Consider the following 16,533-nt stretch of genomic DNA (forward strand, 5'->3'; position numbering starts at 1 on the left):
TATCTATTTGTTCTATGAAGCGTCTCTTGTCACCTTCCCGTCAAGGTAATTTTGACGAGGGAGGCGGCGATGGGTATCGAGGCGCGCGAAAGGCGTCAGCCATGGATCCTGCTGGCGCCTGCGCTGACATCGGTCACGCTGCTCCTGTTCGTGCCGCTCGCCTTCATCGTGGTCTATTCGTTCTGGCTGAGAACGGCGACCGGCGCCGACCAGGTGGGCTTCTATCTCGACAACTGGCAGGAAGCGCTCGGCGATCCGTTCTACCGGGACATCCTGTTCAGCACGCTCCGGATCGCCGCGATCACCACGGTCGTCTGCGCGGTCATGGGCTATCCGGCCGCCTATTTCATCGCCCGTTCCCGGGGCAACAAGGCGATCCTGCTCCTGATGCTCATGCTGCCGTTCTGGATCAGCTACATCATCCGCACCATGTCCTGGATCAACATCCTCGGTGTTTCTGGCGCCCTGAACTGGCTGTTGCAGACGCTCGGCATCATCAACGAACCGATCCAGATGCTCTACAACGAGACCACGGTCATCCTCGGGCTCGTGCATTTCCTGCTGCCGTTCATGATCCTGAACGTCTATGTGGCGCTGGAAGGGATCGACATCTCCCTGGAAGACGCGGCCTGTTCGCTCGGGTCCACCCGCTGGCAGAGCTTTCTGGAAGTCACACTGCCATTGTCCCTGCCCGGCCTCGCGGCGGGCGGCCTTTTGTGTTTCGTCCTGAGTGCGGGCACCTATATCACGCCGCTAGTGCTCGGCGGCCCGCGTGACGCCATGTTCGCCAATCTGGTGTTCGAGGCGGTGATCACCCAGCTCAACTGGCCGCTCGGCTCCGCGCTCTCGCTGATGCTGCTGGCGATCCTGGGCGGGCTGGTCCTGATCTACAACCACTTCCTCGGCATGGGACAACTGATGAAGGGGCTCGGCTGATGGGTTGGCTTCTGATCCGCGGATGGGCGCTGCTCGTCTATATCTTCATGTTCCTGCCCGTGGCGGTGGTCGTGATGCTGAGCTTCAACGCCAGCCAGTTCGGCAGCTTCCCGATGACCGGATTTTCCTTTCACTGGTTCGTCGAACTCGCCAACAACGACGCGATCCTCAGAGCCTTCGAGACTTCCATCCTTCTCGGATCGCTCACCGCCCTGGTGTCGACGATGCTCGGCGTGCTCGCCAGCCTTGCCCTGATCCGCTACCGGGTCCCGGGCTCCAACCTGATCTCCACCATCCTGATCGCACCGATCCTGGTGCCGGAGGTGGTGCTGGCCGTCGCCCTGCTTCTGTTTCTCAACGCCCTGTCGCTCAACAAGAGCTTCCTGCTGCTCCTGATGGGCCACGTGATCTTCACCATGCCCTTCGTAATTCTGGTGGTTCAGGCCCGCCTCGTCGGCATCCGCCGGGACTATGAGGAAGCCGCGATCAGCCTCGGCGCGCATCCGATCCAGGCCTTCTTCCAGATCACGCTGCCTCTGCTGGCGCCTGCCGTCTTCGCCGGCATGCTCTTCGCCTTCACCATCAGCTTCGACGACATCACCGGCACCCTGTTCTGGAAGCCGGGCGGCGTCGAGACCGTGCCGACCCAGATCTTCGCCATGCTGCGCAATTCCATCTCTCCGGAGATCAACGCGCTCGGCACCGTGATGATTTTCCTGACCGTCGGGCTGCCGCTTCTCGGCATGGCCGTTGCCCGGCGCATGGCTCTCCAGCGCGGCAGCTAGAACCGCGCGCAACGCACAAGACAGACATTAAAAACCAACCGGAAATGGGGAATAAAATGGACAACACGAAACGTTACGAACGCCTCCGCGAACGTTATCTGAACGGCGACCTGGACCGCCGCAAGTTTTTGGGCCTGATCGGCGCGGCCGGCCTCGCCTATGGCGTACAAACGCCCTTCGCCCGCCAGGCGCTGGCGGCAACCGAACAGGTCCGTTTCGACGGCTGGGGCGGCGTCGTCTCCGAAGCCTTCCGCAAATACGCTTTCGATCCCTACACCAAGAAGACCGGCATCAAGGTCGTCGACGGCACCTTCGGCGGCGGCGACGAATATCTCTCCCGCGTCAAGGCGAGCCAACCGGGCGAATACAACATCGCTCACCTCTCCGGCGTCTTCGACTATGCGCGCTATCACAATCTCGGCCTGTCTTCGGTGCTGAACGAGGACAACATCCCGAACCTGAAGTTCGTCATTCCGAAACTGGTCGACGTCTTCCGCGCCGTGACCGACGGAAAGCTCTCCTGCGTGCCTTACGACTACGGCACCACCGGTCTTGCCTATAACCGCAAGTACATCTCCGACGACGAGATGAAGGAAAAGGGCGCCAAGATCCTGCTCGACGAAAAGTACAAGGGCAAGATCGCCGGCTGGAGCGACTGGCGCACCCGCATCTGGTACGCCTCCCTGCAGACCGGTCAGGACCCGAACGGCGCCACCGACATGGATGCGATCTGGGATGCCATCCGCAAGCACCGCGACCTGTCCCTGAAATACTGGACCTCCGGTGCGGAACTGATGAGCCTTCTCGCCGAAGAGGAAATCTACGTCACCGAAGGCTGGTCCGGCCGCATCTACGCGCTGCAGGAACAGGGCCACGACATCGGCTACATGGACCCGCCCAACGGCTTCGGCTGGCAGGAGTGCCTGTTCGTCATCAAGGGCTCGCCGATGGAAGCCTGCGAGGAGTTGCTGAACTTCATGCTGGCGCCGGAAACCTCCATCGCCGTCGCGGAAGGCCAGAACTATCCGCCCGCGCTCGACCCGACCAAGGTCGATCTCGGCAAGAAAATCCCGACCCTGCCCGCATTCGATCCGAAAGGCACCCTGGAAGGTCTCACCTTCGCCAAGCCGGATTACTGGAACGGACACGAGCAGGAATGGTCGAAGATGTTCGGCCGGATCCAGAAGGGCTACTAAGCCCCTCCTCCCGCAAACTTGGTCTCCCGCAACTCGCGGGAGGCCATTTTCCCCACAATGCGGAGAACGCTTGTGAGTGCTGTATCCCTGACCAATATCGTGAAACGCTTCGGCAAGGTGACCGCGGTTCACCGCATGTCCATGGACATTTCCGACGGCAGTTTCGTCACCCTGCTCGGCCCCTCCGGCTGCGGCAAGACCACGACCTTGCGCATGATCGCCGGCCTGCTCGATCCGACCGAGGGTGACATCACCATCAAGGGCAACCGGATCAACGACGTTCCGATCCACAAGCGCAATCTCGGGCTGGTGTTCCAGAACTACGCCCTGTTTCCGCACAAGACCGTGGCGGAGAACGTCGCCTTCGGTCTGAAGTACCGGTCTGTCTCCAAGGCCGATGCGCAGAAGAAGGTGCGCGACGCGCTGGAGTTGGTGCAGCTGCCCCATGTGGGCGACCGCTACCCGAAGGAACTCTCCGGCGGCCAGCAGCAGCGCATTGCTCTCGCCCGGGCGATCGTGATCGAGCCGGATGTGCTCCTGCTTGACGAGCCGCTGTCGGCGCTCGATGCCAATCTGCGCGAGGACATGCGCGTGGAACTGAAGCGCATCCAGCATCAGATCGGCGTCACCACGGTCTTCGTCACCCATGACCAGTCCGAGGCGCTTGCCATGTCCGACAAGCTGGTCGTCATGTCGAACGGCGTCGTCGAACAGGTCGGCGCGCCGGAAGAAGTCTACAACACCCCCGCGAGCGAATTCGTCGCCCGGTTCCTCGGCACGTCCAACATCCTCGACGGACGCTGCACCGGTCTCGACGGCTCAACGGTTGCGCTCGATGTCAACGGGATCGGACCGATCCAGGTGCCCCGGGACCGCGCACCGCATCTTTCCGCCGAAGGTTCTGCAAAACTGGTGCTCAGGGCTGAAAAACTGATCGTGGCGTCTTCCAATGCGCCCAAGGATGATCGAATAGATCTTACCGGCTCCGTTGAAGCCGTCGATTATCAGGGACAGGCCGCGCGCTATTTCCTTCGGATCGGCGACCACCGGCTCCAGGCCATCAACATGATCGACGACCACCCCTTCGCTGAAGGGGAGACCGTCAGCCTTCGCTTCAGGCCACGCGACTGCGCGGCACTTCCGGAAACCTAAGAAATGTCGAAATCTGGCAAATCCCATCTCTTCTACCAGAGCCGCCTGAGGCGGCCCACGCTGGACCAGGCCCGCGGCGTCTACATGTGGGACGTGGACGGCAAGCGCTATCTCGACGGCTCCTCTGGGGCCATGGTCTGCAATATCGGCCATTCCAATCCCAACGTGCTGGAAGCCATGCGCCGCCAGATGGAAAAGTCGACCTTCGGCTACCGGCTGCATTTCGAGACCGAGCCGGCGGAAAAACTGGCGGAGAAGACCGCCTCCCTTGCCCCTGAAGGCATGGAAAAGGTGTTCTTCGTCTCCGGCGGATCGGAAGCCGTGGAGAGCGCGATCAAGCTCGCCCGGCAGAACGCGATCGCGACCGGCGAAAGCCAGCGCTACAAGGTGATTTCCCGCTATCCCAGCTATCACGGCTGCACCCTGGGCGCGCTTGCGCTGACCGGCTATGCGCCGCTGGCCGCGCCCTTCGACCCGATGATGCAGCCGATGCCGAAGATCGCCGCACCCCGCGCCTATCTCGACCGGCTGGACCCGGACGACGAGGCGACCGGCCGTCACTACGCCGACATGCTGGAAGAACGCATCCTTGCCGAAGGTCCGGAGACGGTGCTCGCTTTCATCGTCGAGCCGGTGGGCGGAGCCTCGACCGGCGCGCTGGTGCCGCCGGCCGGCTACATGAAACGCATCCGCGAGATCTGCACCCAATACGGCGTGATCCTGATCCATGACGAGGTCATGTCCGGCGGCGGCCGGACGGGCAAGTTCTTCGCCGCCGAGCACTGGGACGTGGCGCCTGATATTCTCGTCATCTCGAAAGGCTTTGCCGCCGGTTACGCCCCGCTCGGCGCCATGGTGGCAAGCGACCGGATCGTGGAAAACGTGCTCAACGACGGCGGCTTCCTGCACGGCTTCACCTATGCCGGCAATCCGCTCGCCTGCGCCGCCGGCTTTGCCGTGCTGGAGGAAATCGAGCGCGAAGGCATGGTGAAAAATGCCGCCCGGATCGGGGACGAACTCAAGGCGGGTCTGGAAAGCCTGATGGCGAAATACCCGGTCATCGGCGACGTCCGCGGCAAGGGGCTGCTGCTTGCCTTCGAACTGGTCAGCGATCCCGAAACCCTGAAACCCCTGCCGCGAGACCTGAACGCCTATAACACGCTGGTGGACATCGCCTACGACAAGGGGCTGATCATCTATTCGCGCCGGACCCGCGGCGGCTACGAAGGCGACCACTTCCTGGTCTGCCCGCCCATGATCGCCACCAGCGCCCATGTGGGCGAAATCATCGAAACCCTCGACGCATCGCTCGCCGAATTCCTGGAAACGGTTGTCGACCGCCGGCTTCAGGCCGGCTGACCGGAATAGAAAATGACCAACAAGATCATCATCACCTGTGCCATCACGGGCTCCATCCACACGCCCACCATGTCGCCCTACCTGCCGGTGACCGGGCCGGAAATCGCCGGCCAGGCATTGGGTGCTGCCGAAGCGGGTGCGGCGATCCTGCATCTTCATGCGCGCGATCCGGAAACGGGCCGGCCATCGGCAAGGCCGGAGCATTTCATGGCCTTCCTGCCGGTGATCAAGCAGGGCTCCGACGCGGTTCTGAATATCAGCACCGGCGGCAGCGCGGTCATGACGCTCGACGAACGCCTCGCCGCCCCCACGCAGGCCGAACCGGAAATGTGCTCCCTGAACATGGGCTCCATGAACTTCGCGCTCTATCCCATGGCCGCCCGCTACGACGACTGGAAACACGACTGGGAAAAGCCGTTCCTGGAAAATTCCGACGACCTTGTCTTCAAGAACACGCCGCGCGATATCGCGACGATCCTGAGCCGTCTCGGCCAGGAACGCGGCGCGCGGTTCGAATTCGAATGCTATGACGTCAGCCATCTCTACATGCTGCGCCATTTCGCCGACCGGGGGCTGGTCAAGGCGCCCTTCTTCATCCAGTTCGTCTTCGGCGTGCTCGGCGGCATCGGCGCGGACCCGGAAAATCTGCAGCACATGAAGCGGATCGCCGACAAGCTGTTCGGCGACGATTACATGTTTTCCGTGCTCGCCGCCGGCCGGCAGCAGATCCCGTTTGCGACCATGGCCGCCGCCATGGGCGGTCACGTCCGCGTCGGTCTGGAAGACAGCGTCTTTATCGGCAAGGGCGAGTTGGCCAGGTCAAATGCGGAACAGGTGACCAAGATCCGGGAAATCGTCGAACGGCTCGGACGCGAGGTCGCGACGCCGGGTGACGCGCGCGATCTGCTCGGTCTGAAAGGTGCCGACAGGACGGCTTTTTAAGGCATGTACACAATTTCAATCCGGCGCGCCGAAAAGGCGGATGCCGAAAAGCTGAATGCGGCCCTGATGCGCCTGTCGGACGACATCGGCGACGATCACGGGGCGTCTACGGAAGACCTGATCCGGCACGGTTTCGGCCCGTCGGCCGCGTTCCATGCGCTGCTGGCGGAACAGGGAGACAGTCGATCGGTCGTCGGCGTCATCGTCTATTCGCCGGTCTTCTCCACGGTCCGGGCTTCCGCCGGCCTTTACGTTTCCGATCTCTGGGTCTCCGGCGAAACCCGCGGCAGCGGCCTCGGCAAACGGCTGTTGGCTGCAGCCCTTCAAGCGGCCCCAAAGGACTGGACCGTCGGCTTCCTCAAGCTCGCCGTCTATGAGGACAATCCGTCCGCACGCGCCTTTTACGACCGGCTCGGTTTCTCCCACGATCCGAACGAGACCTATCTGACACTCGCCGGGTCCGCGCTGAAAGACTTGAAGGAAACACCATGAAAGCCATTTTCGACGAACGGCAATGGGTGCACGATCCCAAGCATTTCATGGCCAACGGGACGCTTTATCCCAACCCGGAACAGCCGCGCCGCATCGAGGTCCTGCAGGACGGCGCGGGGAAGGCCGGCTGTTCCTTCCAGGCACCGGACGATCATGGGCTTGGCCCGATCGCCGCCCTTCACTCCGCCGAATATCTCGTCTTCCTGGAGACGATCCACACCCGCTGGAGCCGGATCGAGGGAGCCTCCGACGAGGTGATCCCCAACGTCCACCCGGACCGGCGCACGGCAAGTTACCCCCGCTCCGCCGTTGGTCAGGCCGGCTTCCATCAGGCCGATACTTCCTGCCCGATCGCGGCAGGTACCTGGCAGGCCGCCTACTGGTCGGCACAGAGCGCCCTGTCGGGGGCGGATCTTGTCCACGGGGGCGAACAGGCCGTCTATGTGCTCAGCCGCCCACCCGGCCATCACGCTTTCGGCGATCTGGCCGGCGGCTTCTGTTTCCTGAACAACTCAGGCATCGCGGCCGAACATCTGCGAAAGCTCGGCCACCGGCCCGCGATCCTTGACGTCGACGTTCACCACGGCAACGGCACGCAAGGCATCTTCTACGAGCGCGACGACGTTCTCACCGTCTCGATCCATGCCGACCCGATCCGCTTCTATCCGTTCTACTGGGGTCATGCCCATGAGCGGGGAGAAGGCCTCGGTCGCGGCTATAATCTCAACCTGCCGCTGCCGCGCGGAACCGGCGATGACGATTATCTGAAAACCCTCGATACGGCCTTCTCCCATATCCGCGCCTTCGGCGCCGACGTGGTTGTCGTCGCCCTCGGCCTCGATGCCTCCGAACACGACCCGTTCCAGGGACTGGCGGTCACCATCCCCGGCTTCGCCCGGATCGGTGCAGCCATTGCAAACCTCGGTCTGCCGGTTCTCTTCGTTCAGGAAGGCGGCTATCTCTCGGAAGAACTCGGGCACAATCTCACCAGCGTTCTGAACGGATACAAAAGCGCATGACCGAAAAGGCGGATTTCATCATCATCGGCGGCGGCATTGCCGGAATGGGCGCGGCTGCCCGGCTCGCACCTTCTGCCAAGGTGATCCTTCTGGAAATGGAAGACGCGCCCGGCCGTCATTCCACCGGCCGTTCGGCGGCAATCTTCATCCGCAACTACGGCAACCGGACGCTACGCGCCCTGAACGCCGCCTCCGAACCGGTCCTGAAGGAGCCGGAAGGCATATCGGAGGAAAGCCTACTGACCCCGCGCGGCGAACTTCTGATCGCCACCGAGGACGAGCTTTCGAATTTCGACAGTTACCTCGATGGCGCGGAGGGCATGGAGCGCATTTCGGCAGAAGACGCCGTTACCCTGTTTCCGTTGCTGCGCCCGGAACCGATCGCGGCCGCAGCCATTGAACGCGACGCGCAGGACATCGATGTCGACCGGCTGTTGCAGGGCTTTGTCCGCATCGCCCGGCGCAACGGCGCGAAGATCGTCACCGACGCGCCGGTCTCCGCCCTCACCCGGTCCGGAACCGCCTGGACCGCCGAAACGCCGGCCGGGACCTTCGAGGCCCCCGTCGTCATCAACGCCGCCGGCGCCTGGGCCGATGCGGTCGCAGGCCTCGTCGGCGTGGCAAAGGTCGGCCTTGTACCCATGCGCCGCTCCGCCGCTATCCTGCCCGTCCCGGACGGGTTGGACGTGACCCGCTGGCCGCTGGTCGCAAGTGCGTCTGAGGCCTGGTACGCGAAACCGGATGCGGGCAAGCTGATGGTCTCGCCCGCCGACGAGGATCCGGTCGAGCCGCACGATGCCTGGCCGGATGACATGGTGCTGGCGGAAGGCCTCTACCGTTTCGAACAGGCGGTCACCATGCCGGTCACCCGGGTGGAACGAAGCTGGGCGGGCCTGCGCAATTTCGTCGCCGACCGCACCCCGGTCGTCGGCTTTGCACAGGGAACCGAAGGCTTCTTCTGGCTGGCCGGACAGGGCGGCTACGGCGTGCAGACCGCGCCGGCCCTGTCGCAGCTGACCGCGGACCTGTGCCTGGGCCGCGCCTCACCCCTTGACCGGGACGTGATCAAGGCGCTTGATCCGAACCGCTTCGCCTGATTCTTTCCCGGCATTTTCTCAAGACTAAGGAACACATCATGTCCGACATCACCCGCCTCGATTCCGGCCCGCGCATGAGCCAGGCCGTCATTCACGGCGACACGGTCTATCTCGCCGGCCAGGTCGGCGCACCGGGCGAAAGCGTGACCGCCCAGACCCAGGCCATCCTGAAAAGCATCGAGGATCTTCTGGCACGTTGCGGCAGCGACAAGTCCAAAATCCTGCAGACGACCATCTGGCTCGATTCCATGGCCGACTTCGCCGAAATGAACGCGGTCTGGGACGCCTGGGTCGACCCGACCAACCCGCCGACCCGCGCCTGCGGCGAATCCAAACTGGCAACGCCGGACTATAAGGTCGAGATCATCATCGTCGCCGCGAAGTAAGCTTCGGCGGAGAGAGCGATCAGCAAGACCGGGTGGCTTTTGAGTCACCCGGTCTTGTTTGGTTGACAGACTCCACGAGCCTCAATCCGACCGGACCCGGTATTTTTCAGCTTGCCCACCGGCCCGCGCGCTGGTCCGCATCCCGCCTAGCCGCAGCACGAATTTCCCGCCTGAATGGGTGGACATGGCACCGTTCCATACGAGCAATAGACGCAGCAGTCGCCCGGCTTGGGTTTGAGAACAGCGCCACAGGACTTGCATTCATAAAACCATTGGCATGCATCTGTGGGCATCGTTTCGACGGCGACGTGCCCGCATTCGGGGCAAGTGATCGTGCTTTCAAGCGTCAATTTCAGATCAGCCATTTTTCACATCAGCGTAATTAGAAAATCATTGATGCGGGCTTCGTTGAAACCCACGCAAGCGCCGTCAGAATGGAACGGACTGTCCCATGCTGACATTTCTTATGGTACACCAGTCTTAGTTTCCAATTGCGGCCATGGTCGGCACGGGATCACGGACTTGGCCGAACCATGATTTTTTCCGCTTGCGGGCCGGCCTGCGCTTTGCTCCTATAGTCCTGTTTTATCGCAATGCTTTTTCGAGCAGGGGTTGCTCTGCAAATTTTAGCATTTTCAAATAGCTGGCCTTTTTCGCCGTCTAATGGTCCAATCTGAAGACAGCCCGCTTCAATTCATCGGGATTTGGCGGCTGACTAGTATCGGCTCAACGGGTCGTCGTCAGAACGGACAGGCAGAAGAAAGAACTGACCGTGTTGATCAAAGCAGTCATTGCCGCGTGTGCATTGTTTTATTTCAGCCTCTCTGCCGAGGCCCTTGAAGTCTACCGAAACGGCCACCGTTACGACATTTCCGCGAGCCTCCCCTCCGGTGCGTCCTTCAGGGAAGACGGCGTCGACCGGAAGTTCGAGATCGGCGGCGTCAGCGGCAATCTCCGGCTGATCCAGGACAGCTATGGCGACTGTACGGCCCTGATTGACGAACGGCAACGGAACTGGGTGAAGTACGGCTTCAGCGAGGCCTCTGACCGGTACGCGAGTACCAACGAGTGTTCGATCTCGATCCATAACCCGGCAAGTGACGAGACGGTCACCTCGTTTTACATCCGCATCGATGACTGCGACTGCTATTCGGCGCTGCATTTCAGGTTCAAGGAGAATGCCCGGCCGGACTTTGCGGCCGCAGCCCCATCGATTGTCGCAAGTGTCCGTCAAAACAACGGCGGAGCGCCCGAGCCCGCGGTCGCCGCGATTGGCGGAACGTTGAACTCCGGGGGTGCAGCGCCAAAACCCGTTTCCCGGGAAAACGGATTCCAGAATGCGACAAAGGACGGCATCGGACGGATCACGTCGGCACTGGCGACCCTCCCGTGCATGCCCGCGGCCAAGGACAAGAACGAAGAGGCCGACCGCGCCCTGAAGCTCGTGTCGGCCTGGACCGGCCGCAAGATCGATGACCTTGCCCGCAACGCCGGCGTTCCTTCTCTCGGCTCACACATCAGCTACGATTTTCCGGCCGGCGATCCCGGAAATATCGACCTGATCGAGGCGACTGTCTCCGCCAATGACAGTGCCGTCACAAGGTTGGAGAATGATATTGCGACCCATGGCGCAAGCGTGTGCGGTGTCCTCTACATCGCTCTCGGCGAACGGATCGACAGCCTTTATGGGCAGCAGAAAAACTTCAACTCCGTCTACCACGGCTACCTGAAGGCCGCGCAGCAGCTGACCCTGATAAACGGGTGCGCAAGCGCCGAGCCGGATGGCGCCTTCGGTCCGTCCAGCAGATCAAGCTGGAACAAGTTGCTGACTGCGATCGGAAAACCGCAGATCGGTGATAACTTCACCCCGACCATGAGCGACCTGATCGACACGGCGGCCGTTCCGGTTTCGGATGCGGCCTGCGGCCCGAACGGCGCGCAAGGACCGGGTGCCCGGATCGCCGTTCTGCCATTTCTTGTCGACGACGGTTTCGGCGGCTGGCTCCGCAAACGGACACCCACGCTAGAAAACGCGATGAACCGGATTGCGGCGGCCGGCGAGTGGACACCGTTCCAGCAGCAGCTTGCCCTGTCCGTCATGGGCAAGAGCTACGGGGAAAACGACAGCGCGGTGGCTGGCAGGCTGGCGCAGATCTTCAAATATGGGATCGGCGTTGCGCGGAACGACCAGGCCGCAGGTTTCTGGCAAAGTGCTGCAGCTCGTGATCCGTCTCTTTACCAGCGCTATGCAACGGCCATCGAAACCGGCAACGGCGTGGAACCGCTGACCGAAGACCTGATCCGGACCTATACCTGGAGCGAAGACTATCGCTCGAAAGCGGTCTCCGGCCCGATGGTCTTCGACAGTTCGCTTACGCTGACCCTGGAGCGCAGGACCGGTCTGGCGCGGTTTTCACATCTGGTGATGAAATATCCCGAAGCGCTGCGGATCGTGGCCGAAACCGCACCCGCCGAAGTCCAGTACATGCTCGCGGTCCGGCTGCTCGACGGTGCAAGTGTACTGGGCAAGGGGACGGACCAGGCCCGGGTCCTGCTCGAGGCCGCGTCACGGAGCCTGCCCTATGCCGCTTCGCATCTGGCCTTCATGCTGAGCTACGGCAATGGCGGAACCGCCGACCAGACCCATGTCCAGGAGCTTCTGAAGTTCGCCGCCGGCAAGGACGACCCCTTCGCCCTTTACCTGCTGGCCCGGCGGGCGGAACGGGACCGGCCGGAAGCGCCGGAAGAGGCGTTGAAATGGTACAAACGCCTCTTCGCCCAGGACGCGGGCGAGTATGTCCCCTTCGCGGGCGCCGACCTGGTCGCCAACCGGATCATGGCCGGCAGCCTTGCCCTGGCAAGCCCCGAGGGCAAGAAACTGATCGAGGATCTGGCGAAACGGAAACAGGATTTCGCCGGGCTGCTGGCAAGCATGTATCTTTGCGCCGACTGCGGCGGCGCAATCGACTACGCCGAAGCGGCCAAGTGGCTGCGCCTCATGCGCGACGCCAAGGTGAAACAGTCCGGCGTGGTTCTCTATCGCCTCCTCCAGAAGTTCCCCGACCTGGCCGAAAGCGGGCGCGAAGGGATCGACGGCCTGATACGCGCCAATGCCGATGAGAACGGCAAGATCTCGCTCGGATGGGATGCGGATATCGCAGCCTTCATCGGGCTGGTGGTGGAAAGCGGCAAGGCCCGGCTGAAGACCAAGGGGCAGCCGGAGCTGCTGCCCTCTTTCGTGGAGAGCGTGCTCGCCGACCTGTGCAAGCCGTCGGACAACGGCCCGTCCTACTGCGACGAAGCCGCCAAGTTTCTGGCATCCGGCGCCTTTGGAGCCGATCTGGTCGCCGTCGGCCTGAAGCGTCTTGAGGAGACGGACTCCATTGCGCTTACCGATGCGCTCGCTGCCTATGGCGATTTCAAGGGCGCGCTGGCGCGCGGCTTGAGGGCGGAAAAGGACCTGCAGCTGGAAACTTCCTCGATCATTTCGAGGGAAACGTCAGATCAGGAAGGCTTGCGCCTCGATCCGAACGACCTGCGTGCCCCGACCCTTCGCCGTCTCATCGCCCGGCGCGATCCCTCCGACATGTCGACCCTGCCCAAAGGCTTTACCGAATACCTGAACCTGCTGGCGCGAAACGGCGACACTCAGGCGCGCGACTATCTCCGGCTTATCGCGGCACCACCCGTTCCCCCGGCCCCGGTTCAGCCGAATATTTCCGCCGCAGAGGCAACCTTCGAAGCGGTCAAGGCACGCGGCGGCCTCAGCATGTCGCTGGTCAATGCGGCACGCGTCTATTCCTCCGCGCTGCAGACGTCCGGCGATACGAACAAGTCCCTTGAGCTGGAACTGACCGCACTGGCTGCCGAACGGCAGCTCGACCAGGTCGTCGGCCTTGGATCCGGTCCGCTTCAGGGCAAGCTGACCACCGTGTGTCATCTGTCCAAGGCCAGCGAGCGCGTCTTCGGCCTCGGCGCCGACGGCATCGCCCTGGTTCTGGCAAAAGACGCCATCAACGAGCTTCAGAATATCCGAAGGGATCTGTCGACGATCCCCGAACGGCTGCAGGGCTGCTTCCGCGATCTCGTCGCCGACAACTACCGCTGGCTCGCCGATCTCCTGGTGCGCCAGAACCGGCTGAGCGAAGCCGAATTCGTGCTGTCGCTTCTGAAAGATTTCGAGGCCTTCCAGTTCGCAGGCCGCGACAACGACTTCACCGGCGATTCCTTCCGCCAGCTTCCCTACTCGGCGGAAGAACAGGAACTGAAGGACGCCCTCGACGCCCTGCAGCTGCCGACGGTGACGGACGTCCGCCGCAGGGAGGAGCTACTCGCCAAACAGCAGCTTCAGGGCCTCACCCAGGCCGAAGCCGCGCAGCTTGCCGATATCCAGACCCGCCTTCAGGCGGCCGAAGCCGGTTATCAAAGCGGCCTCAAACGGATCCTGGAGGCGGCGGCAAACCTGAAAGGAAAAGCCGATCCGGCCGCAGCGCTTGCCGAAACGGAATCGATCCAGAAGACCCTGCTAGGCAAGCTGACGGAAAAGGCGGTCGCAATCCACTACCTGGTCATGCCGGACCGCCTCAACATCATCCTGACCACGCCCTCCGACCGGAAGAGCTTTACGATCAGGACCTGGAACGGCGCGCCCTTCACCGAAGCCGGCCTGAACGAAAAGCTGGAAGAATATCATGCGGTGGTCAGCGACCCCGGTTATGATCCGAAGAAGCGAAGCCGGGAACTGTATGACCTGCTCTTCGCGCCTCTGGAACAGGACCTGAAGGCCGCCCAACCGTCCATGCTGCTCGTCTCCCTGGACAAGCGGCTGAGGTACCTGCCCTACCAGAGCCTTTATGACGGCAGCGAATACCTGATCGAACGCTATGCGGTTTCGCTTCTGACCAGCAGCGAAAGCGAGATTTCCGGACAGAAAACCACGGACGTCCCCTTTGCGGGTCTCGGCATGACCCAGGAGACGGAGAACTTCCTCGCCCTGCCGGGTGTCGCAGTCGAGCTCGACGGCATCATCAAGGGCGACAACAACTTCGGCCTCTTCGACGGCGAGGTTTACATGGACAAGGCGTTCAACAAGCCGGCGCTGATCCAGTCGCTCCGGATTGGCGAGAACGCCCGGTCGGGACTTGGCGTGGTCCATATTTCATCGCACTTCAGTCTCGGCGACAGCGACAAGGATTCTTTCCTTCTGCTTGGAACCGGCGAGCATCTGAGCCTCGCTGATATCAAGAACGACCCGAAGGATTTCAATTTCGACCATGTCGAGTTGCTGACCCTGTCCGCCTGCGAAACCGGGCGGGCGAACCCGGACAGGGACGGCCGCGAAATCGAGAGCCTCGCCAAGATCACCGGCGACCGGGGCGCGAAGTCGACGATCGCCAGCCTCTGGCCCGTGGCCGACAGCTCCACGGCGATCCTGATGCAGCGCTTCTATGAGCTGCGCGAACTCGGCGACATGTCCAAGGCCCAGGCCCTTGCCATGGTGCAAAGGGAGTTCATCCACGGCGATGTCGGCAGCCCGGCAAACCTCACCACGCGGAGCGTGGTCTACGAGACCGCGCAAAGGTTCAATGAGAATTTCCGGGAGACAGCCGACGGCATTGATCCCGGCTTTTCCCACCCGGCCTACTGGGCTCCCTTCGTATTGACCGGAAATTGGCGATGACCCGAACATCGGTGATGAAATCCATGATGCTGCCGTTCATTCCGGCGGCTTTGGCGGGCAGCCTGTTCTGCTCCGAAACGGCCCGTGCCGGAGACGATCCCGATATCATGGCCAAGACCGGCCAATGCTACGGCGCGTCCTATTCCCGCCAGGAAGGACCTGTGAAGGACCTTCGCATCTCCTTTCGACGGTCGGCTTCAAACGAGAACGGCTGGAATACCTTCGTCGACTTCCAGCTCAGCCAATGGGGTGTCCCGAACGATACCTATGGCTTTACCGCCAACTGCACCGCCACAGGCGGCGAGATTGTCTGCGGCATCGAATGCGACGGTGGCCAGCTCCGGCTCCAGATGGCGAAAGACGGCCGCCTCTTCGCCGAAGCCGTCGGCCTGCGCTATGACATGACCCGGGGACCTGACTCGCTGCTGCCGCCTGTCATGGAAGCCGACGGTCTGACGCTGAGCAGCATTTTCGCCCTGTCCCCGATCGGTAAACCGGGAGAGGAATGCGCGGTCTCCCCGCAGCAGACCTTCGTGGCGCTGCAGGCCGGAGACCTGTCGCCCCGGGTGAAAATACTCGAAACCAAGCTCAACCGTCTCGGTCACTTTCTTCAGTTTCCGAACATGGTCTTCGACGAAACCACCACGAAGGCGGTCGAGTCCTTCCAGACCCAGTACAACATCCCGGTCACCGGCGTCGTCGACCAGAGAACCGCCGAAACAATCGAAAGCGCGGCCCTGACCAGCGCCGGCGGGTGCTAGGCCAAGAGCTCATGATCGAAACAGGAGCGCCTTTTGAAATCTCTCTGGTTTCGCCTGAAAAGATGACAAAGGCACGCTGAAGGAACACCGTATCGATCGTCATTGCGGTCAATTTTGCAACCCGGATCGAACTCACCCTCCATCACCTTCCCACCTAAAAGAAATCAATAATAAAGGCCGCCTTCATGGACGTCGCAATCACCCAATGGATCAATTCGCTTTCCAACCACAGCGCCGTGCTGGATGCGGCGATGGTCGCGTTCACCAGTTACGGCGTGCCGTTTCTGATCCTGATCGTCATCGCACAATGGTGGAGCCGCCAGGACCGGCTTCATGTGCGCCATACCTGTATCGCGGCCGGTCTGTCGTTTCTGATCGGGCTCGGCATCAATCAGGTCATTCTGCTCTTTGTGCATCGCGTGCGGCCCTATGATGCCGGGGTGAGCCAGCTCATCATCGAGCGAAGCGGCGACTGGTCCTTCCCCTCCGACCACGCCACGGCAACCTTCGCCATCGCCGCCGCGTTTCTTCTACACGGCCCGAAGCGGCGGGGACTGGCGTTTCTCGCGGTTGCCCTCCTTGTCTGTTTTTCACGCGTCTACGTCGGCACCCACTATTTCACCGACATCCTCGGCGGGGCCGCGACCGGGATCATTGCCGCCGTGGCCGTACGCGGCCTTTATCGGGAGGGAACCAAGGTCGACAATCTGCTGACCGCCGTCCTTTAG

14 protein-coding genes are annotated in these 16,533 nt (G+C 62.2%); 13 read left to right on the forward strand and 1 reads right to left on the reverse strand.

Going from position 1 to position 16,533, the window contains the following annotated elements; genetic code table 11:
• The first annotated feature begins 69 nt into the window (after positions 1-69).
• The 10 genes from HK439_RS04515 to HK439_RS04560 all read left to right on the forward strand — a co-directional run bounded on the left by HK439_RS04515 (position 70) and on the right by HK439_RS04560 (position 9,364).
• The gene (locus tag HK439_RS04515; protein ID WP_190290180.1) at positions 70-936 is read left to right on the forward strand and encodes an ABC transporter permease; all 867 of its coding nucleotides are present in this window, start codon (positions 70-72) and stop codon (positions 934-936) included.
• Positions 936-1,721 (forward strand): ABC transporter permease, encoded by a 786-nt coding sequence (locus HK439_RS04520; RefSeq protein ID WP_190290181.1) that lies wholly within the window; start codon positions 936-938, stop codon positions 1,719-1,721. Before HK439_RS04515 ends, HK439_RS04520 begins: the two co-directional genes overlap by 1 nt.
• 56 nt (positions 1,722-1,777) lie before the next feature.
• Entirely contained in the window at positions 1,778-2,917 is a 1,140-nt protein-coding gene (locus HK439_RS04525; RefSeq protein WP_190290182.1) for an extracellular solute-binding protein, read from the forward strand.
• 72 nt (positions 2,918-2,989) lie between these two features.
• The gene (locus tag HK439_RS04530) at positions 2,990-4,069 is read left to right on the forward strand and encodes an ABC transporter ATP-binding protein (protein WP_190290183.1); all 1,080 of its coding nucleotides are present in this window, start codon (positions 2,990-2,992) and stop codon (positions 4,067-4,069) included.
• A 3-nt stretch (positions 4,070-4,072) separates the two neighbouring features.
• The gene (locus tag HK439_RS04535) at positions 4,073-5,428 is read left to right on the forward strand and encodes an aspartate aminotransferase family protein (RefSeq protein ID WP_190290184.1); all 1,356 of its coding nucleotides are present in this window, start codon (positions 4,073-4,075) and stop codon (positions 5,426-5,428) included.
• A gap of 12 nt (positions 5,429-5,440) precedes the next feature.
• Complete coding sequence (locus HK439_RS04540; protein WP_190290185.1) at positions 5,441-6,370, forward strand: 3-keto-5-aminohexanoate cleavage protein; 930 nt, start codon at positions 5,441-5,443, stop codon at positions 6,368-6,370.
• Positions 6,371-6,373: 3 nt separating this feature from the next.
• Positions 6,374-6,862 (forward strand): GNAT family N-acetyltransferase, encoded by a 489-nt coding sequence (locus tag HK439_RS04545; protein ID WP_190290186.1) that lies wholly within the window; start codon positions 6,374-6,376, stop codon positions 6,860-6,862.
• A complete protein-coding gene (locus HK439_RS04550) occupies positions 6,859-7,881 on the forward strand; it encodes a histone deacetylase family protein (RefSeq protein ID WP_190290187.1) in 1,023 nt (340 codons plus the stop codon). Before HK439_RS04545 ends, HK439_RS04550 begins: the two co-directional genes overlap by 4 nt.
• Positions 7,878-8,978 carry an NAD(P)/FAD-dependent oxidoreductase gene (locus HK439_RS04555; protein WP_190290188.1) on the forward strand — a complete coding sequence of 367 codons (1,101 nt, stop codon included), beginning with the start codon at positions 7,878-7,880 and terminating at the stop codon, positions 8,976-8,978. The genes HK439_RS04550 and HK439_RS04555 overlap by 4 nt, the downstream gene beginning before the upstream one ends.
• 38 nt (positions 8,979-9,016) lie before the next feature.
• Positions 9,017-9,364, forward strand: coding sequence for a RidA family protein (locus tag HK439_RS04560; protein ID WP_190290189.1), 348 nt, complete (start codon positions 9,017-9,019; stop codon positions 9,362-9,364).
• A 146-nt stretch (positions 9,365-9,510) separates the two neighbouring features.
• Here the strand turns inward: HK439_RS04560 and HK439_RS26790 are convergent, their stop codons facing one another.
• The gene (locus HK439_RS26790) at positions 9,511-9,729 is read right to left on the reverse strand and encodes a GDCCVxC domain-containing (seleno)protein (RefSeq protein WP_235987587.1); all 219 of its coding nucleotides are present in this window, start codon (positions 9,727-9,729) and stop codon (positions 9,511-9,513) included.
• Between the two features lie 407 nt (positions 9,730-10,136).
• Between HK439_RS26790 and HK439_RS04565 the strand changes: the two genes are divergently transcribed.
• From HK439_RS04565 to HK439_RS04575, 3 genes are all read left to right on the forward strand, one after another.
• Positions 10,137-15,044: a CHAT domain-containing protein gene (locus HK439_RS04565; protein ID WP_190290190.1), complete on the forward strand. Its 4,908-nt coding sequence runs from the start codon at positions 10,137-10,139 to the stop codon at positions 15,042-15,044.
• On the forward strand, positions 15,041-15,805 hold the full coding sequence (locus tag HK439_RS04570) for a peptidoglycan-binding domain-containing protein (RefSeq protein WP_190290191.1): 765 nt from the start codon (positions 15,041-15,043) through the stop codon (positions 15,803-15,805). The genes HK439_RS04565 and HK439_RS04570 overlap by 4 nt, the downstream gene beginning before the upstream one ends.
• Positions 15,806-15,990: 185 nt before the next feature.
• Positions 15,991-16,533: a phosphatase PAP2 family protein gene (locus HK439_RS04575; RefSeq protein ID WP_190290192.1), complete on the forward strand. Its 543-nt coding sequence runs from the start codon at positions 15,991-15,993 to the stop codon at positions 16,531-16,533.

This window comes from Roseibium aggregatum (assembly GCF_014692675.1).
Taxonomy (GTDB): Bacteria; Pseudomonadota; Alphaproteobacteria; order Rhizobiales; family Stappiaceae; genus Roseibium; species Roseibium aggregatum_C.